The organism is Calothrix sp. UHCC 0171 (assembly GCF_034931845.1).
GTDB lineage: Bacteria > Cyanobacteriota > Cyanobacteriia > Cyanobacteriales > Nostocaceae > Brunnivagina.
The window spans coordinates 1-19,535 of the sequence record NZ_JAYGHN010000060.1 but is presented as its reverse complement, the minus strand read 5'-3'; the positions used below and the strand labels follow the sequence as shown (position 1 = coordinate 19,535).

At 39.9% G+C, this 19,535-nt stretch carries 17 protein-coding genes; 10 read left to right on the top strand and 7 right to left on the bottom strand.

The features are described 5' to 3' along the window. Nucleotides 1-663: 663 nt before the first annotated feature. Entirely contained in the window at nt 664-1,257 is a 594-nt protein-coding gene (locus VB733_RS25470; protein WP_096615550.1) for a peroxiredoxin, read from the bottom strand. 142 nt (nt 1,258-1,399) lie between these two features. On the opposite strand from VB733_RS25470, the gene VB733_RS25465 reads away from it, so the two are divergent. Both VB733_RS25465 and VB733_RS25460 read left to right on the top strand, forming a co-directional pair. Beyond that, the gene (locus VB733_RS25465) at nt 1,400-3,484 is read left to right on the top strand and encodes an amylo-alpha-1,6-glucosidase (protein ID WP_323342847.1); all 2,085 of its coding nucleotides are present in this window, start codon (nt 1,400-1,402) and stop codon (nt 3,482-3,484) included. A gap of 12 nt (nt 3,485-3,496) precedes the next feature. After that, the gene (locus tag VB733_RS25460) at nt 3,497-3,913 is read left to right on the top strand and encodes a thiol-disulfide oxidoreductase DCC family protein (protein ID WP_323342846.1); all 417 of its coding nucleotides are present in this window, start codon (nt 3,497-3,499) and stop codon (nt 3,911-3,913) included. Between the two features lie 34 nt (nt 3,914-3,947). On the opposite strand, the gene VB733_RS25455 is transcribed toward VB733_RS25460, so the two are convergent. The 4 genes from VB733_RS25455 to trmD all read right to left on the bottom strand — a co-directional run bounded on the left by VB733_RS25455 (nt 3,948) and on the right by trmD (nt 8,225). Beyond that, nucleotides 3,948-4,382 carry a hypothetical protein gene (locus VB733_RS25455; RefSeq protein WP_323342845.1) on the bottom strand — a complete coding sequence of 145 codons (435 nt, stop codon included), beginning with the start codon at nt 4,380-4,382 and terminating at the stop codon, nt 3,948-3,950. A 162-nt stretch (nt 4,383-4,544) separates the two neighbouring features. Next, the gene (locus tag VB733_RS25450; RefSeq protein WP_323342844.1) at nt 4,545-6,344 is read right to left on the bottom strand and encodes an ABC transporter substrate-binding protein; all 1,800 of its coding nucleotides are present in this window, start codon (nt 6,342-6,344) and stop codon (nt 4,545-4,547) included. Nucleotides 6,345-6,940: 596 nt separating this feature from the next. Further along, the gene (gene ispF / locus VB733_RS25445; protein WP_323342843.1) at nt 6,941-7,417 is read right to left on the bottom strand and encodes a 2-C-methyl-D-erythritol 2,4-cyclodiphosphate synthase; all 477 of its coding nucleotides are present in this window, start codon (nt 7,415-7,417) and stop codon (nt 6,941-6,943) included. Between the two features lie 97 nt (nt 7,418-7,514). After that, nucleotides 7,515-8,225 (bottom strand): tRNA (guanosine(37)-N1)-methyltransferase TrmD, encoded by a 711-nt coding sequence (gene trmD, locus VB733_RS25440; protein ID WP_323342842.1) that lies wholly within the window; start codon nt 8,223-8,225, stop codon nt 7,515-7,517. A 672-nt stretch (nt 8,226-8,897) separates the two neighbouring features. Between trmD and VB733_RS25435 the strand changes: the two genes are divergently transcribed. Both VB733_RS25435 and cphA read left to right on the top strand, forming a co-directional pair. Further along, entirely contained in the window at nt 8,898-9,761 is an 864-nt protein-coding gene (locus VB733_RS25435; RefSeq protein WP_096615544.1) for a cyanophycinase, read from the top strand. Between the two features lie 287 nt (nt 9,762-10,048). Beyond that, complete coding sequence (cphA, locus tag VB733_RS25430) at nt 10,049-12,751, top strand: cyanophycin synthetase (RefSeq protein WP_323342841.1); 2,703 nt, start codon at nt 10,049-10,051, stop codon at nt 12,749-12,751. Nucleotides 12,752-12,873: 122 nt separating this feature from the next. On the opposite strand, the gene tatA is transcribed toward cphA, so the two are convergent. Then, nucleotides 12,874-13,050 carry a twin-arginine translocase TatA/TatE family subunit gene (gene tatA, locus VB733_RS25425; protein ID WP_323342840.1) on the bottom strand — a complete coding sequence of 59 codons (177 nt, stop codon included), beginning with the start codon at nt 13,048-13,050 and terminating at the stop codon, nt 12,874-12,876. An 884-nt stretch (nt 13,051-13,934) separates the two neighbouring features. Between tatA and VB733_RS25420 the strand changes: the two genes are divergently transcribed. The 3 genes from VB733_RS25420 to VB733_RS25410 all read left to right on the top strand — a co-directional run bounded on the left by VB733_RS25420 (nt 13,935) and on the right by VB733_RS25410 (nt 15,523). After that, nucleotides 13,935-14,501, top strand: coding sequence for a DUF6232 family protein (locus tag VB733_RS25420; RefSeq protein WP_323342839.1), 567 nt, complete (start codon nt 13,935-13,937; stop codon nt 14,499-14,501). A gap of 60 nt (nt 14,502-14,561) precedes the next feature. Continuing rightward, entirely contained in the window at nt 14,562-14,936 is a 375-nt protein-coding gene (locus tag VB733_RS25415) for a hypothetical protein (RefSeq protein WP_323342838.1), read from the top strand. A 104-nt stretch (nt 14,937-15,040) separates the two neighbouring features. Continuing rightward, entirely contained in the window at nt 15,041-15,523 is a 483-nt protein-coding gene (locus VB733_RS25410; protein ID WP_323342837.1) for a DUF4112 domain-containing protein, read from the top strand. Between the two features lie 256 nt (nt 15,524-15,779). On the opposite strand, the gene VB733_RS25405 is transcribed toward VB733_RS25410, so the two are convergent. Next, a complete protein-coding gene (locus VB733_RS25405) occupies nt 15,780-16,367 on the bottom strand; it encodes a hypothetical protein (RefSeq protein ID WP_323342836.1) in 588 nt (195 codons plus the stop codon). Nucleotides 16,368-16,674: 307 nt separating this feature from the next. On the opposite strand from VB733_RS25405, the gene cbiT reads away from it, so the two are divergent. The 3 genes from cbiT (at nt 16,675) to VB733_RS25390 (ending at nt 19,454) form a co-directional block, all read left to right on the top strand. Next, nucleotides 16,675-17,277, top strand: a complete 603-nt coding sequence (cbiT, locus tag VB733_RS25400) for a precorrin-6Y C5,15-methyltransferase subunit CbiT (protein WP_323342835.1) — start codon at nt 16,675-16,677, stop codon at nt 17,275-17,277. Nucleotides 17,278-17,412: 135 nt separating this feature from the next. After that, the gene (locus VB733_RS25395) at nt 17,413-18,297 is read left to right on the top strand and encodes a phosphatidate cytidylyltransferase (RefSeq protein WP_323342834.1); all 885 of its coding nucleotides are present in this window, start codon (nt 17,413-17,415) and stop codon (nt 18,295-18,297) included. 242 nt (nt 18,298-18,539) lie between these two features. After that, entirely contained in the window at nt 18,540-19,454 is a 915-nt protein-coding gene (locus VB733_RS25390) for an AraC family transcriptional regulator (protein WP_323342833.1), read from the top strand. Nucleotides 19,455-19,535 lie beyond the last annotated feature (81 nt).

The following is a 19,535-nucleotide window of genomic DNA, read 5'->3' as shown; positions in this document are numbered from 1 at the left end:
CTCTTGAAGCAGTTTGATGAGGCTCGGAAATATTATTTCCGTTTCCTCTTTAATCTCAGTCTCAGATTTCTATCTCAGACTCTAAATTTCATTGACGAGGATTTATGTTACTATGACTTTCAAACTATTTACTTTTTTCGGTTCGGTGTGGAGCGCTTTTCTCTCAACCGCTCACTCGAACTAATCTAACAACTTTCACCCCCTTTGTCAACCCCCTCTCTCTACCTTTTTTATTTTTCTTTTTTAGTGAGGTTCAGCCTAAAATTTTATTTTTTGACTTTTAAGGCTATAATCCTTATTGGGCAAGTATTGTAGGTTTTGGATGTTAATCAATCCGAAAAATCGTTAAAGCTTCTCTGGAATAAGTAATTAGCGGTTTATATTAGGTAAAATTAGTCTAAACTCCAAATTTTTAAACAGATTGACGGTTGAAATTACAAGAATTAATTTGATTGACTCAACCCTATTACAATGTTTGCCATAATTGTAGCGTACATAGTTAAACCACAGCTAAACACGATGTTTTGCAGTTTGTAATTTTCTATCTCTTGATTTTGTCCAAGGTGAAAAGAAAATAAAGCAATAATTTATACGTGTTCATCTGTGGTTATTTTGATAATGGTTGTAACTCCAAGTTGTTAGAGTTGGCTTGCTATTTACAGTCTAAACGGCAGAGAAGTAGACTTTAGACTTGACTGGGTCTGGATTCATAGTTTTGTCACCAGGTTGCCAACCAGCAGGACAAACTTCATCTGGGTGGGATTGTACGTGTTGGATAGCTTGCAGTGTTCGTAGAGTTTCTTCAACGCTACGACCAAATGCGAGGTTGTTGATAGTAGCGTGCTGAATAGTGCCATCTTTGTCGATGATAAATAGACCGCGTAAAGCAATTCCGGCTGCCGGGTCTAATACATTGTAGGCAGAGCTAATTTCTTTTTTAATGTCGGAAACTAACGGATAATTGAGGTCGCCAACTCCACCAGACTTGCGGTCGGTTTGAATCCAAGCAAGGTGTGAGAATTCACTATCGACTGATACACCAAGAATTTCAGTGTTTAACTTTTTGAATTCTTCATAACGATCGCTGAAGGCAGTGATTTCGGTTGGGCAAACAAATGTAAAGTCTAGGGGATAAAAGAACAGAACTATATATTTACCACGATAGTCGGAAAGTTTGACTGTTTTAAATTCTTGATCTACAACTGCTGTTGCTGTAAAGTCAGGGGCTGTTTGACCTACGCGAATGCATTCTGTCATATTATGATTCTCCTTGAGACTAAATATTTATAAGTGTTGCGTTATACTCTTTGGCTTTGTACCACTAGTATCTACGCTTGGGTGATTTGATTACGAACTGTTACAAATATATCATACTCATAACGATTGTGAGTAGCTAATGATTAAAGACTTAGATGCACGAGAATGGATACTTACCAATGGTTTAGGGGGCTTTGCTGGGGGTACAGTTACGGATATCCGCACCCGGACTTATCATGGATGGCTGTTTGCAGCAACGGAACCACCTTCGGTTCGCAACCTATTGCTGTCGCATCTGGAAACGAGCTTAGAATTACCGGAACGCACCATAGCGTTAGGAACTAATATTTGGGGCAATGGTCTGATTGACCCGAATGGCTATCGATTTTTGCGTTCTTTTGAGATTAATCCCATTCCAAAATGGATTTGGGGTGGGAATGATTGGCAGTTGACTCGACTTTTAATCATGCCACATTGGCAAGGGGGTAATGGGAAATGGGTAAAGGGGAAAGACGAGAAAAAAAATAATTTGTTAATTCAATATCGTTATGAGGGCGTGGAGGTTGCGGTTTTACGGCTGCGTCTTCTAACTGCCGATCGCAATTTACATCATCAGCAAACAAAAATACCGGAATTACAGTTTTCTCAGATGTTGAGTAAGCAGCAAGTTTGTTTGCAAGCGATAATCGCAGGTCATTTTGGCATACCTTGGCATTTAAGATGGACGAAAGGTGAGTATCAACCGGATGCTGTTTGGTATTGGAGTTATGCTTTAAGTGAAGAAACTCAAAGAGGATTGAGCGATCGCGAGGACTTATATAGTCCTGGTTATTTGAGTGTTATCTTACAACCAGGAGATACAGTCACCCTGGAAGCACAGTTAGGTTTTCCCGAACAAAACCAAAAACTTTTGACATCAACAACTTTTGATGAAGCGGTTGAAATTGAGCAAGAGCGCCTGTGTCAGATTTTTGATCATGAAGAAGGGAAATTAGAAACGAAGCCAGGGGAAAAAGAAGACAAAGAGAATTTATATTTTTTTCTCACTTTCCCAACTTCCCATCTATACAAAAAACTCCTACAAGCCAGTGAGCAATTTATTGTTTATCGTCAATCAACTGATAGTCTGACTGTAATTGCTGGGTATCACTGGTTTAATGACTGGGGAAGAGACACTTTAATTGCCTTACCTGGATTAACTTTGACAACTGGGCGTTATGGAGTTGCCAAGGAAATTTTGGCAAGTTTTGGTAATTACTGTCGCTACGGCTTGATTCCCAATGCATTTCCAGATGTAAATAGAGAACCTTTATATAACAGTATGGATACAGCTCTGTGGTGGGTAGAAACACTAGGGCTTTATCTTGAGGCTACCCATGATTGGGAATTTTTGATTGCACAATATCCAATGGTACAGCAAATTTATAAAGCTTTGATTGGAGGTACTCGCTATAACATTCAGGTTGATTCCACCGATGGGTTAGTTAGCTGGGATAATCGAGGTGTGGCATTGACTTGGATGGATGCTGTAGTCGATGGACAGCCTGTCACACCTCGTCGAGGTAAACCAGTCGAAGTTAATGCCTTGTGGTATTCCTGTTTATGTTGGGCTTCACGATGGGCGGAAATTCTCAGCGAACATGGGGATGTTACCGAGCAGGGGCGTTTAGCCAAACAAGCACGGCGCTATACAATGCAAGCTGAACAAGTAAAAACTTCGCTACAAAAGTTTTGGAATTCGCAATCGGGGTATCTCTTTGATACGATTGAGCCAGACGATCGCCGTAATGCTCAAATACGTCCAAATGCGGTTTTAGCCCTATCGTTTGCTCATTGTGCTTTCTCAGTACAGCAAGGGCAAAGCATTTTAGATTTGGCGCAGTCCTGTTTACTAACTCCTTACGGTTTACGTAGTCTCAATCCCAGTGACCCAGATTATATTGGTCAGTATGTTGGTAATCAACAACAACGCGATCGCGCTTATCATCAAGGTACAGTCTGGTGCTGGTTAATTGGTGCTTTTATCAGAGGTTGGCAAAGATTTTACATTCACCAACCCTTGCCATTTGATTGGCAACCTTTACTCCAACATTTCACTTCTGAAGCTTGTATCGGTTCAATTTCCGAGATTTTTGATGGGGATGCACCACATATACCCAGAGGTGCGATCGCCCAAGCCAAGTCAGTGGCTGAGGTGATTCGTCATGTAAAAATAGTATTGAGTTAGGGGCTGATATTTATGAGTTATTACGTAATATATGATGGCAACTGCAACCTTTGCGTCACCCTAGTGCAATTACTAGAAAATCTCGACCAAGGTAAGTTGTTTGCTTACGTTCCGATGCAAGACGAAAAAACACTGTTGCATTGGGAAATTGCCCCCGAAGATGGGGAAATGGGAATGATTTTAATTGATGCCAACATGCCAGACAGACGTTGGCAAGGTAGTGATGCCGCAGAAGAAATTGGGCGTTTACTACCAATGGGAAATGTATTTGTTGATCTGTATCGGGCACTACCTGGAATGAAATGGATGGGAGACAGATTTTACGAACAAATTCGCGATAATCGTTATACACTTTTTGGTAAGCGCGGAAATACATATCAATCGCAGTTTTGTACTGATGGTAGTTGCCCCAAAGAAGTTAGCAATTAGTTGTCGTGATTTGAAATTTTGGAGCAATTACAAATTATGCAGCATCAGTAGAATTGTTAAAAATTTCCAAAATGTGGCGACAAAAGTTTTTTAGGCGATCGCCTATTTCTGTGGATGGATGGGTTCTACCGACAAAATTCCAGTTTTCTACTGTTGAGAGTCTCCAAGCTTCACCCTCGTGGTCAAATCCAGCGACTTCGACACCAATTACTCGACGCAAATTATTTGTAGGGTCTTTGTATAAACGAATCTGAAATAATAGGCTGCGACTTCGCCAAGAACGACTAATACCTGGAAAATGAAAACCAATATCTATAGAATCAGGGTCAATTAACTCTCGTGTATCGGGATCATTTTGCCAGGGTTTGAGGTCAGATTTGGCATCTGGAAATTCCTGCTTAAACAAATTGACTACTGTGGCTATCTTGCTGGCGAAATCGAGGCTAGTTGCCATTTCAGCTGCATTCACGGAAACGCTCCTAATTTAGTGTCGGCTAGTTTCTGATTTAACGACAGAAAAAGCGCCAGAAGGCTTATTCCATTAGTGTTTCAGCTTATCAATTGTTGTTAATTTTGGCAACTTTAAGTCAAATTTACTGAAGATATGAATCTCTGGGTGATCAATTTTGATCTACTTTTGATCAGTAATTTTTAATTCATAGACATTCCACAGGGCACCACCATAAGCAGAGTATTTCATATTTTCAACTCGATTACGTACGGCTAAAAGCGATCGCGGATTAAACAAGTGAATATAAGGTAATTCTTCAGCAGCGATACGCTGTGTTTCCCAATAGATTTCTTTGCGTTTTTCTTCGTTCAGTTCCTGCGCTCCTTCAATATATAATTGACCAATTTTTTCTTCCCAAGGCTCAACAATACGTCCTTGAACGGGGGCTTGTCCGGCTGTGGGGGCTTGATTAAAGGGACGGAATTCGCCCTCAACAGACCAAAAATTTGCTGCCCCATTGGGATCGATACCACCACCCCCAACTGCGCCAAAATATGCTTCCCAGTCGAAGGAGTTACCAAGTCTATCTCCCATTACGCCAAAATCAAGCTGCTGGAAATCCATTTGAATGCCAATTTTTTCCAAGTCCAGTTTCATTTGCGAAGCCACAATTTCTCCTGTTCGACTTCCTGTGGGAGCCATTAAACTAAAGCGGACTCGATTACCATCTTGATCAAGTAATTGCCCTTTTTCGTTATATTTAAATCCAGCTTTGAGGAGAAGTTGTTTCGCTTTTTGAGGATTATAATCATATGTTTTTAATCCTTTCTCTGGAGAAAGATAGAAAGGACTACCAGAAAATGTTGCCGAGTATTGCAATTCGCCGATGCCTCGATAGACATTAGTTAACATACTCGAACGATCAATTGCATGGGCTATGGCTTGGCGAAATTCTTTGGTTCTAAACCAACGTGACTTAATTGGGTTTACAAAAGGTTTTCCATTACGGCTACCGGAATTTTGATTAAAGCTAATAAAAATCGCTGCTTGGTCGGGTCCACCATCTAGTATCGCAAATTGACCGCGTTTTTCTTCTTTTTTCAGCAGTGAGAAATTGCGAGGTGCAACTTCCAACATATCTAAGCCACCAGAACGAAATTGCATCAATGCAGTATCAGGACTTTCAACAATTTGCCAAACCATATGTTGAATATAAGGCATTTGCTTGCCCTGAGCATCACGCCGCCAATAATAAGGATTTGGTTTAAATACCACCCGCTCGCTAGTTTTGTAACTATCCAAAACAAATGGACCATTGGAAACAACAGTTTTTGGGTCAGTACCTGTATTCCAAGTTGACAAAAACTGGAGATTTCCGCTTGTATCTTTGTTTTTGAGGGTACTTACCAATGCATGTTTTGGCATAATTGCCAAGCCCCCAACAGTTCGCAATAATGGTGCAAACGGTTCGGGAGAAGTAACTTCAACTGTGCGATCGTCTATTTTGGTAACTTTAGGAAAGAGACGACTTTTACCAATTGCGAGTACATCACGGATACTCGTAGGAATAGCTTTATTTGTATAGATATCGTTGAAAGTAAACACAACGTCATCTGCGGTAAGTGGTTTTCCATCCGACCACTTTAAATCTTTTCGCAACTTGAATACAATTTTCTGCCCCTCTTCCTGCCAAGATTCAGCTAAAGCCGGTTCAAGTTCGGCTGTGACTCCATTTTCCGCCAGCATTCCCTCATAAATCGGACCAAATACATTTGGGGACTCTTTGCTGAGGACATAATTAAAAGTTTTTGGTTCAGCAGTAATTGAATAGACTAGTTGAGAAACCTGGGCAGCTTGAGTTTTAAAGTTGTTGGGGTTGCAGGCATTAAGAGTTAAGGATACAAACACCCCAGCCAATGCCAAAATCCAACCGCGTTTAATCAAAAATTTAGTAGAAAAATGAGAAATATTCTGATTCATATAATTGAGGGTGAGATGCTGAGTTATCAGTTCTGAGACTGCCGCTAGCTGAGAAAGTTGTGAGTTTTACGGAAATAAACAATGCCTACACTTTGTCAAATTTTATTTACTTCTCGCTGAGGAAACTCTGGGAAATTAGAGCTTCAAAACATTTTTGTGTCATCACTATCTCAATTGGCATTTCGCATTATACTTAATAAGTTTTTCTTTGCCTCATTTGTGGTTGGCTTTTGGGATTGGTGTTTATCCTAGCTACTAAGTGAATATGTCTTTAATTTCCATAAAAAATGGGCTGGAATGTCAATCCCACAGAAGTTTTAGATTTGTGACTATGCATTTCAATATTCTTTAGCTAATTACCCGCATTTCTCATAATCCGAGCAATTGCATTCATCAGAGCCTTTGCCCAGAATGTATTTCAGGCGTTTTTGACGGGAATATTTTTTTTTACAGAGTGAAACGCACAAAACTAAGTTTTATAAGGCTTTGAGAAATGTGGTGAAAAATCCGGGATCACTATTTCTCATGATGAAAGTCAATAAGTAAAGAAATATTACATAAATTCAACTACTTCTGCTAATAAATAAGCTCAGGCATTATTTTTCCAGTAAAACCACGGCATAAGCACAAATGCCTTCTTCTCGTCCAACAGCATCTAATTTTTCATTAGTAGTTGCTTTGACACCGACTTGATTTGGTTCTAATTGCAAAACTCCGGCAATTTTTTCCCGCATTTTCTCAATATGAGGTTTTAATTTCGGACGTTCGGCAACAATTACCGAGTCAATATTGCCAATTTTCCAGCCTCTATCTAGAACAAGCTGATTAACCTGACTCAGCAGCAGTAGACTATCAGCACCCTTCCATTTGGGGTCTGTTGGTGGAAAATAATGCCCGATATCACCTAGTGATAACGCACCTAACATTGCGTCCATTATTGCGTGTGTAAGAACATCAGCATCACTGTGTCCTAATAAACCCAGTTCATGGGTAATTTCCACACCACCAAGAATTAACTTTCTTTCAGGTGTTAAGCGGTGAATATCGTAGCCATTACCAATACGAATAGTCATAGTATGTATGTTGGATTATGTTGGATTTGGTATTTTGAGATTGGGAATAAGTCATGGAGGGACACAAAGCAAATTTTGATTTTTTGTCCCTATACCCCTATGTTCCTGCATCCCCACATCCTCTTTCCTCTTCCCATGTTTCCAGTAAGTCAGGACGACGTTTGCGGGTGCGTTCGATTTGTTGTTCAAAGCGCCATTTGGCGATCGCAGCATGATTCCCAGACAGGAGAACATTTGGCACTTTCCAACCACGGAAATTGGCGGGACGGGTATATTGGGGATAATCAAGTAACCCTTCCTCAAAACTCTCACTTTTCAAGGATTCGACTTTGCCAACTGTCCCTGGAAGAAGGCGGGTGACTCCATTGACTAATGCCATTGCCGGAATTTCGCCACCAGTTAAAATAAAGTCACCTAAGGAAACTTCGCGGGTGACTAATTGCAACACCCGTTCGTCTACACCCTCGTAATGTCCGCAGATGACAATCAATTGGTCGTAATTTGTCGCTAGTTCGCGCAGTAGAGGTTGGTTGATGGTTTGTCCTTGGGGACTCATTAAAATTATTTCTCGTCGCGGTAAAATTGGCAGCGACTCAACTGCGGCAAAAATCGGCTCAGGTTTCATCAACATACCGACTCCGCCGCCATAGGGTTCGTCATCCACCTTGCGGTGTTTGTCATTAGTAAAGTCCCGTGGGTTAACCAGATGTACTTGGGCTATCTGCTTGGCTAGGGCTTTACTCAACAACCCGGAATTGAGAACTGAAGTAAAACAGTCAGGAAACAGCGTAACTATATCAAAGCGCACAGTATTTCGTATTCGAGGACACTATTGTTAAATTAGAATGTTGAAAAAATAAAAGTCGATGTTCTTTTGGACACATGTATCTTCGCTAGAGAGTTTCTAAAATAATGGCAAATCGTTATTGGTTCTCTCTCAAAGACAAAAGTTTTTCTAATTACTTAATTTATGTTTAAATATTGTCACATCTACATTTAAATTAATAGATTAACTAGGTTAACAACTTCCAGGATGCATCAAACTGATTCCAGAATTAGGCAGAGAAAATCCTGCTTTCCCCCAAGCAGTATCTTGCCAGTCTGGAAAAATCAACAGGTGAACATCAAGACGTTGGCTTTAGACAACAACATCGAGAGTTATGAGGGCACGATGTTTAACACTTTGTCGGCTTTACTTTACCATCAATTCAAGGCTACATCTGACAAAACAGCTTTGTACAGACTACTCGTTCCCGCGAACGGGTTTTTCTAACCCCAAAGAAGTTGCCTTTCAAGAGTAGAGTTAAGTCATAAGCATCTGCATCTGGAAGCACATTTTCAGTGAAGGAGGGGTAACTATCAAAATTACCTTCTCGTCTAAAAGCTAAATTAGTGTCCTTTAAAACAGTAAAGCAGAAACATCGATTAAAGCTGGCATGACTGGTTTAATTCACCTGAAGTTGTTGACAGGAGAAACACAATGCGGCAATTAAAGGCTAAATGGCTGGAAATGACGACACCCCAAGCAACTAAAACCGCCGTTCTCGTAATTGGAGGCGCAGAAGATAAGGTTCACGGACGCGAGATTTTGCGGACATTTGTAGCCCGTTCTGGTGCTAGCGATGCTCACATTACCATTATTCCGTCGGCTTCCCGCGAACCCGGTATAATTGGTGGGCGCTACATCCGCATTTTTGAGGAGATGGGTGCCAGCAAAGTTGAGCTTTTAGATATCCGCGATCGCGACCAGTGTGAAGACCTCCATTTCAAGGAGTCCCTGGAAAATTGTACGGGGGTTTTTTTGACAGGGGGCGACCAGCTGCGACTATGCGGTGTATTATCAGATACATCAGTAATGGAAGTAATTCGCCAACGAGTACGTTCCGGCCAATTAACCCTAGCAGGCACTTCTGCCGGGGCTGCGGTGATGGGACACCATATGATCGCAGGAGGTGGTTCAGGAGAGTCTCCCAACCGTTCTTTAGTGGATATGGCAACAGGTTTAGGGTTAATTCCCGAAGTCATCGTTGACCAGCACTTCCATAATCGCAATCGGATGGTTAGATTAGTCAGTGCGATCGCATCTCACCCTGACCGCATTGGCATTGGCATCGATGAGGATACATGCGCTATGTTTGAGAAAGATGGCTGGATGCAAGTTTTAGGAAAAGGTAGCGTTACAGTGGTTGACCCCACCGAAGTCACCCACACAAACGAACCAAACGTGGGCGCTACCGAGCCGTTAACAATTCATAATATGCGGATGCATATCCTTAGCCACGGCGACAAGTACCACCTCTACCAGCGCACTGCCTTACCAGCTAACTATCGTATCTCTAGCTAGTTTCTCGCTATGTCCAAGTTCAGTATTCAGTAATTCTAGCTAATTTCTAGCTAATTTCTAGCTAAAAAAAGTATCTGGCGGAATTTTTTGTCTGCGGTTAAACTTAGTTGACCGCTAATTACGACCTTGGATAAAGCAAGAAGTGAACATCAAAGTCCTCTACTTTGAGTAAGTTTCATGAGGCAGAATAAATACGATGTAAGAAAAAACTGTTTTTTAATAACAGTTAAGCGGTCAATTCCAGTAAGAAACTAGAAGAGACTCCGAATCTCCATCTACCTATTCCCATGAGAATCCTCAAAATCCAGACCTTACGCGGTCCCAACTATTGGAGCATTCGACGCCACAAGTTGATAGTCATGCGCCTCGATTTAGAAAACCTCGCCGAGTCGCCCTCGAATGAAATCCCCGGTTTTTACGAAGGATTAGTTGAGGCGCTGCCAAGTCTGGAGGGTCACTATTGTTCGCCGGGCTGTCGTGGTGGTTTCCTAATGCGAGTCCGAGAAGGCACAATGATGGGTCATATCATCGAACATGTTGCCTTAGAATTGCAAGAACTTGTTGGTATGCCCGCAGCCTTCGGTCGTACCCGTGAAACTGCTACACCGGGAGTCTACCAGGTTGTATTCGAGTACGAAAACGAGGAAGCCGGACGCTATGCTGGGAGGGCAGCTGTACGCTTGTGCCAAAGCATTGCCGACCGAGGTCGCTATCCGAAAGCCGAATTAGAGCAAGATTTACAAGACTTGCGTGACTTTGCCCGCGACTCAGCCTTGGGACCCTCCACTGAAGCAATTGTCAAGGAAGCCGAGAAAAAAGGTATTCCTTGGATGGCACTTGGTGCGCGTTTCCTAATCCAGTTGGGCTATGGAGCTAGCCAGAAACGTATCCAGGCTACCATGACTAACAACACTGGTATTCTCGGAGTTGAACTGGCTTGCGATAAGGAAGCCACAAAACGTATTTTGGCAGAAGCCGGTATTCCTGTTCCGAAAGGGAATGTCATTAATTTCCTTGATGATTTGGAAGAGGCGATCGAGTACGTTGGTGGGTATCCAATTGTAATTAAACCCCTAGATGGCAACCACGGACGCGGTATCACAATCGATATTCGCAGTTGGAGTGAAGCCGAAGCCGCCTACGATGCTGCAAGACAAGTTTCTCGTAGTGTAATTGTTGAAAAATACTATACCGGACGCGACCATCGCGTATTAGTTGTTGATGGTAAAGTTGTTGCAGTTGCTGAACGTGTTCCAGCACATGTGATTGGCGATGGAAAATTAACGATCGCTGAACTCATCGAAGATACCAATAACGATCCAAATCGCGGTGACGGACATGATAAAGTTCTTACTAAAATTGAATTAGACCGCACTAGTTACCAATTACTCGAACGGCAAGGTCTAACCCTAAACAGCGTTTTACCTAAAGATAAAACTTGTTATCTCCGAGCAACTGCCAACCTCAGTACAGGTGGTACTGCCGTTGACAGAACCGACGAAATTCATCCAGAAAATATTTGGTTGGCACAGCGCGTCGTCAAAACAATTGGCTTAGATATTGCTGGTATTGATGTTGTCACCAATGATATTAGTCGTCCCCTGCGGGAAACTGAGGGTGTAATTGTCGAAGTCAATGCAGCGCCGGGCTTCCGAATGCATATTGCCCCTAGCTACGGTACACCTCGTAACGTTGCTGGTGCAGTAGTTGATATGTTGTTTAAAAACGAACAAGCAAGTCGCGTTCCCATTCTCAGTGTTACGGGTACAAATGGAAAAACCACTACAACCCGCCTCCTAGCACATATCTTCCGACAAACAGGTAAAGTTATTGGTTATACAACCACTGACGGTACTTATATTGGAGAATACTTAGTAGAGTCAGGTGATAATACTGGGCCTCAAAGCGCTCAATTGATTCTCCAAGACCCAACAGTACAAGTTGCTGTGTTGGAAACAGCCCGTGGTGGTATTCTGCGTTCTGGTTTAGCTTTTGAATCATCCAATGTCGGTATAGTCTTAAATGTTGCCGCAGACCACTTGGGTTTGGGTGATATAGATAACATTGATCAACTGGCACACCTCAAGAGTGTAGTTGCCGAAGCTGTATATCCTGATGGTTATGCAGTTTTGAATGCTGATGACCCTCGTGTCGCGGTAATGGCAGAGAAAACTAAGGCAAATATTGCCTACTTCACCATGAATAATGAATCGCAACTAGTCCGCGATCATATTCAAAAAGGTGGAGTAGCGGCATTGTACGAGAATGGTTACATTTCGATACTGAAGGGCGACTGGACACACCGCATTGAGAAAGTCGAAAATATCCCCTTAACAATGGGTGGGCGTGCGCCATTTATGATTGCGAATGCGTTAGCAGCTTCCCTTGCTGCATTTGTGCAAAATGTCACCATCGAACAAATCCGCGCTGGTTTGAATACATTCCGCGCGTCTGTAAGTCAAACACCTGGACGGATGAATTTGTTCAACTTGGGTAATTATCATGCGTTAGTAGACTATGCCCACAACCCCCACAGTTATGAAGCTCTAGGTTCGTTTGTCAGAAATTGGAACTCAGGACAGCGCATTGGTGTTGTTGGTGGCCCTGGAGACAGGCGTGATGAAGATTTTGTGACTTTGGGTAAGCTAGCTGCCGATATTTTTGACAAGATAATTGTCAAAGAAGATGACGATACGCGAGGCAGGGCACGCGGTTCTGGTGCTGAGTTAATCTCGAAGGGTATCAAGCAAGTTAAGCCAGACTTAGCTTACGAAACAGTGCTCGACGAAACCCAAGCAATCAACAAAGCATTGGATTCAGCACCCGATAACAGTTTGGTGGTGATTCTACCAGAAAGCATTAACCGTGCCATTAAATTGATTAAAGCCCGTGGCGTTGTCAAAGAAGAAGTACAGCAAAATCAATCGGCAAATGCTAGTGATTCCTCTCAAGTTGGGACTTCTCCGGCAACCGTAGTTAATCGACTGTAGTTATTTGTTAGTTGTTCTTTATTTAGTTAATGCTTGTTAGTCATTAGTTGACTCATCATTTTAACTACTACAACACTAACCAGCGACTATTTAACTATTAACGAATAGCTAATAACCAATAACTATTTTTCTTCTTCTTTTTCCTGACTGGTTTCTTCATTGGGATTATGCAGTTCTTCTTTGAACCCCCGTAGGGTTTTTCCCAATGCGCTACCCAGTTCGGGAATTTTTTTTGGTCCAAAAATTAGTAGTGCCACAATAGCAATTAAGGCTACTTCCGTCCATCCCAGTCCAAACATCGCTTTTACCTGTAACTCTTCCTCCAATAACTATAAACTCAAATTTGCCAGAGACTGCTATTAGATTTGTTCTTGACAACTATTCCATCTGGTTGGAATAGTTATTTTTCTGAGGAATACAGCAGATTCTATATTTATGAGGTGCAGTAGTAAGCCATTCAAAATTTCCACGTTTAAACTACCCCTACAATTGTTGTGTTTTACTCACCTCAAAAGCGCTGTATCTTTTAGAATATGCGAGCTAATTTTGCTCAAATTTTCCTTGATATAATCACAAGCCTTTTTTGTCAATAATTTAAGTTCTAATTTCATATAATTTTATTCTTCAGGGACTATGTAGCATATTTTTTTAAAGATTTTGCTATGTGTCTTTTTTTATTGATGGTTTTAATTTAAATTATACTTATGATATCAGTAATAATTGGTAGATAAGTAGTTATGTTGAAGCTATTGTTTCTAAAACCTCAGTATAATTAACTTGTAGTCGCATTACTTATGTTTCTCAGTAACAATTTATAAGTACACATACTTAATGGACAGATGATATCATACACTACTGAAAATTGATGTGATGAGTGGCGATCGCACAATTCAAGCAGGTAATAAGAATTACAAATCAGTTATTGAAAGAGATGATATCCATCAAGAAGTTACCTTTTTCTTCATTGTTAATATCAAGAGAAGTAAAAACTGAGAAGACGCAGTAATTTTATTAGCTATAGATGATTCATGAAAAACAAGAACGTCTTTATGTTCTAAATTTTACAAATGATTAAGGATTGGCATATTTAATCAGGAACAGTATTTTTTATGTTGCCATAACCTTGCTGTAATGTAATCAATGGTTTCAACTTAAGAAAACTATACTTTGCAGGAGAAAATAGATGACGCTAAGTCAGTTTCTACCAGATGATACAAATTATCCAACTGATGAAATAAATACAACTATTCTAAAAATTAGGGGTAAGACTTTAATATATGGAAATGTTATTTATCAGATTCATAATATTGCCAGCATTGGACTAGTTGATATGACAAAGACTACTGTAACACCAATGCCAAAACTTTTTGTGGCTTTGCCATTTATCGGTATTTCACTTTGTTTCATTCCTTCAAAAATAGCAAAAATATTAGGAATACTAGTCATATTTATTGGGATTTACTTAATCTATAAACACAATATTAGTAAAATCAAAAAAACAGGAAAATATGGGATGACAATTTATACTAATGGTGGAACAAGAGCAATTTTTAGAAGTAGAAGCGAAGACTTTATCAAGCGAGTAATTTTGGTTTTATATAGTGTAATGAATAGTGATGAGTTAAAGTCTATAAATTTTAATTTTGAGACTTTAGATATGTCTACTGACAAATCGATAACAATTGGTACAAACATCGGTTCTCCTGTCATATCAGGTAACGTTGGAGGGGATGTTGTAAGCCAAGTTTAATTTTATATACACAAATAAATAATTAATTAACTTTTACTCAGAAACATAAAGAATAAACAAATGGAAGATAAATCAGTAAAAATTGGAACAAATATTGGTTCTCCTATCGTATCAGGTAATACGCAGGGAAATATTTCGAGTCATTTTAATACATATACTCAAGAACAGAAACAAAATTTAGCTGAAGCAGCTACAGAGATTCAGCAAATTATAGAGCAGTTAGAGAAATCTTATCCAGCTGAAACAACTGCTGGAAAGATGACATTAGCCACAGAAACTATTAAGTATATAGAAAATAACCACACTCTGAGCAAGCGAATACTTAATGCATTGAAAACAGGAAGCGTTAAAGCTTTTGAGCAATTTCTCAGTCATCCAGCAGCTAGTTTTGTCATTGGAGCTTTGGAAGACTGGCAGAAAACGAAAGGTAATTAATCATAGCTGAATTTTACTTGGTTGAATAAAGTTTAAGTTTACTGCAATCGTTTAAGTAGACAAATCAATGTATTTTTTATAGTAATTAAAAACAGTAATCACTAATGGATATTAATAAGTCTTATCAGCAATCTTTACCTCTTAAGATTGAAGTTCATGAAGAAAATTTACTTCAGGTGAGAAACGAAATTCAAAAATTTATTAAGCTATCAGAGGGTCTGGTATTTGGGAAATTAGGGCTTGATGCAGCCATTGGACTGATTCCTATAGTAGATGGTCTATACACAGGAATAGCGAGTATTTGGCTATTATTACAATCCTACAGAATACGAACTGATATCCCAGAAAAACTGTTAATTATCATTTTTACTATTGCAGATATTATAGTAGGATTAGTTCCTGGTGCGGGTGACATTGTAGATGCATTTTTTCGAGTTCACGCTTGGAATGGTAGCCGTTTAATTACACATATAGATAAACAAATTTCACTAATTAATCGTGTTCGCGAGCAACTAAATCAAGGTCTTAATCCCGACATAAATGCTTTAGAAGATATATTATTTAGGAATGGAAAAATAAAAAGATAATTACTTATTAGAATAAAGCAAGTATAAATATAGCCTTTCCTAGGCTACTGAGGTACGCATAAACCTTTCCAACTAAGAATAAGCCGCTAAAATGTACTTCACTAGGTTGGGAACCGCTATATGACTTTCACGGAATATAGGATTAATATTTGATTTTTGTTAGCACAGCCAATACTTTACGCTTAAAAACACCTAGGGAAGGCAAGAAAGCGGTGTGGATATTTCTCCTGTAAAAATCTCGTTTTCTGGTAAATTTTCAATTATTAATAGGATTTATTTGAACGTAGGTAAAGGGTGTATTTGGGGTTAGCGAGAAGTCTGGAAATGAATAGTTAATCCAGGCTTTTTTATTAGCTTCAAAGCTGCTTATTATACCATTAACGTATATATTTTCAGTACGCTGAGTACCGTATTCGCGGACTGTGCGATCGCTCGATACGGGAATCATAAAACTATTACCACTACCAGAAAACGCAGTAGATGTATATTTACTGGAGGAAACTCCCAGTTTCGAGGAAATTGGTTTACGGGAATTTAAGGCTGTGTTGATAGCGACTAGGGCTTGAGTTGCGGCTTGCGGATTTTGCCAAAATGTTGGATTTGTCTTGGTTTGATTATTAGGGTGATAAATCTCGCTAAAGGTACCATAGATAAATTTAATATTGTAGCGTCGCTTATCTATAGTTAAATTATTGATGCCGATAATGTTTCCTTTTCTATCTCGGATGAGATTTGATTGGGGATTTTTTTGTTTGGCTGCGATCGCTATACTGGAAGAGAATTCATGAGGAATAAACAAGGTTAGTATAGTAGCAAATAAGATAGATTTGATGACTATTTTCATATTTTTGAATAACTAAATATATTATGTGGGCAGGCTGAATTAGAGTTTTGCAATACAGCTATTTTAGCTAAGTATAATTATTGATTTGAGAATAAATAGTGAGATAAAAATAATACTTATATAATCTTGACGTTGATGGGATACTTGTAAAGTTAATTTGAAGTTAATGAGATTAGAGACTATGGTGAATGTAATTAAATGCAGATATCTCCTGGGTTGTAGGCGCTAGTATTTAGTGTCAGTCTCACCATAGGGTAAGCGAATATTGGTTTGTTTTTGATCCATGATGGAATTCTGAATTTTGATTATGACTTCTAAACTTTGGTCTTTTGTAACTCCTGGTATTCCCGATGATTTATTTGAGCATTTACCGGGGATTCCGATGAGTCAGCGCGAAATTCGTTTGCAATTACTTTCACAATTGCGTTTAAAGGCTGATTCTGTTTTGTGGGATATTGGTGCGGGGACGGGAACTATTCCCGTGGAAGTAGGACTGTTGTGTCCACAGGGTAAAATTTTGGCAATTGAACGTGATGAAGAAGTTGCCAATTTAATTCGCCGTAATTGCGATCGCTTTGAGGTGAAGAATGTCGAAGTGATTGAGGGAAGTGCCCCCGAATGCTTGCACGATTTGCAGCAAAAACCAGATCGGGTATGTATTGAAGGTGGACGAGCGATTGCTGATATCATCCAAACTGCATGGAGTTATTTACCCCCCTCAGGACGAGTTGTAGCAACAGCTGGTAATCTAGAAAGTCTGTATGCGATTTCTCAAAGCTTTGCCCAATTGCGAGCCGTAAATATCGAAGTCGTTCAATCCGCCGTTAACCGTTTGGAAATGCGCGGGTTCTCTCAAACCTTCGCTGCCGTTGATCCCATATTTATCTTCAGTGGCGAGAAGTTAGATTAGATAGGGGAATGGGACAAGGGAAACAGAAAAAATCAGGGAAGGGAAAAATTCGCAATTTTCTTTCATTATCTCCAATACCTATAGAGACTTTGCGCCTTCCCGCAGGGTTGCCCAATTACCAATATTTATATTGCTATGCCTTGGACGAGAATTATTAGCGGAATTATTGCGATCGCGATCGCGCTAACTACTACTCTATTGGGAGGTTGGTACTTTACCTTCACCTATGTAGTAATTGTTTATTTAGGTCAAAATGAGTTTTTCGATCTTGTACGTGCTAAAGGTATAGCTCCGGCTGCAAAAACTACCCTTGTCGTTAGTCTGGCTTTATTGGCAATTTCTACTGTCAATGTTTCTCTTGCTGATGCTGTTTTACCTCTTGCTGGTACTTTTATCTGTTTCTATTTACTATTCCAACCCAAAATAGCGACTATTGCTGATATTTCCGCCTCAATTTTAGGCTTGTTTTATACTGGATATTTACCTAGTTTTTGGGTGCGTTTGCGTGGTATTGATAGTGCAACTCATGCTAATTTACCTTTGAGTGGATATTTACCAGTAGATTGGAGTGACTTGTTTCAAAGGTCACACATCTCTTCTGTTCCTCAAGGTTTATGTGTGACTGTGCTGACTTTTTTATGTATTTGGGCTGCGGATATTGGCGCTTACTTTGTGGGTAAATACTTTGGCAAAACCCATTTGTCTGATATCAGTCCCAAAAAAACTGTTGAAGGTGCTGTCTTTGGGATTGGTGGTAGTATCGTCGTTGCCACAGCAGGGGCTTACTATTTGCACTGGTCGCATTATATACTAACAGGTATCTCGTTGGGTTTATTAATCGGCATTGCCAGTTTGTTGGGCGATTTGACTGAGTCAATGCTGAAAAGAGATGCAGGGGTTAAGGATTCGGGACAATTAATCCCTGGTCATGGTGGTATTTTAGACCGTACTGATAGTTATATCTTTACTGCCCCTATTGTCTACTATTTCGTGACACTTTTATTACCATTGTTAAAGTAGGAAAAGAGCATTGAGTATGAGAGTTTTTAGATTCGTTTAATGGCTAAATAACTAATTAGTCTACTAATATATTTAACCAAATAACTAATTATCTTATATTGACATATAGCCATGTAAATGAATAATTAAAACCAATAATTGCGATTAAACTTACTTATGATCTGATTAAGATTTTCCGGAAATTATTTGTTAGATGTGTTAATGGCGATCGCGGAATCAGGTTGTTAGAAGAGGTGCGATTTATGTTGAAAAAGCATCAGTCATTGGCAATCGATGTAACTAAGGCAGAAAATCGCAGGTGCATTTTGCCAAAGCAACCTCTAATATGTAGCTATCAAGCTGGATGGGAAAATATCTGTCTAGAGTATTATCAACAGCCTGCATTTGAAAGCCCAGAACACTACACCTTAGATTATACGTTGGTAATTTATCTGGGATGCGAGTCACAGTTACAGCGAAGGTTAGGCGAATTTCGGAAGTTGGAAAGACTGAAGCCAGGTGATGTTGTAGTAATTCCTCCTCGTGCAATTCATGCAGCCACAACGACACAAAAGTCCGAGTTTATAATTTTGATGCTGGATGCAGATTTGATCAATAGAGTTGTTGGCGACGGCTGGGAAAGCGGGGTTGTTGAGGTGACACCACATTTTGCCAAACCTGATCCCCTAATTTATCAAATCGGGTTAGCCTTGAAAAATACCCTCACATTGGGAACTCTTGGGAATCATTTCTATGCTGACTCAATGGCAACAGCACTAGCAGTGCATTTGTTACAGCATTACTCTATCCGGAGACAGCCTCGTCAAGAATGTTATCAAGGATTGACAAATTCAAAACTACGAAAAGTCCAAGAATTTATCTTGAATCATCTCACCGAAGATTTATTAATCGGGGCAATTGCCGATGAAATAGGGATGAGTAAATATCACTTTGCGCGTTTATTTAAACAATCCACTGGGCTTTCACCCTATCAATACGTAATTAAATGTCGAATTGAACGTGCTAAGATATTGCTCTCTAAAGAAAAAAAAAGAATTTCCGAAGTTGCCTCAATGGTGGGATTCTCCGATCAAAGCCAGTTTTCACGTCACTTCAAACGCTTAGTTGGAGTTACGCCACAAGAGGTAATTCGTAATCACAGCAGAGTCAAACCTTAATATCAGATTCGCCTAAATGTCACGATCCCATCAACGCGGAGATGAGAAGACAGTCCCAATGAAAAAATTTCATTGCCAAGC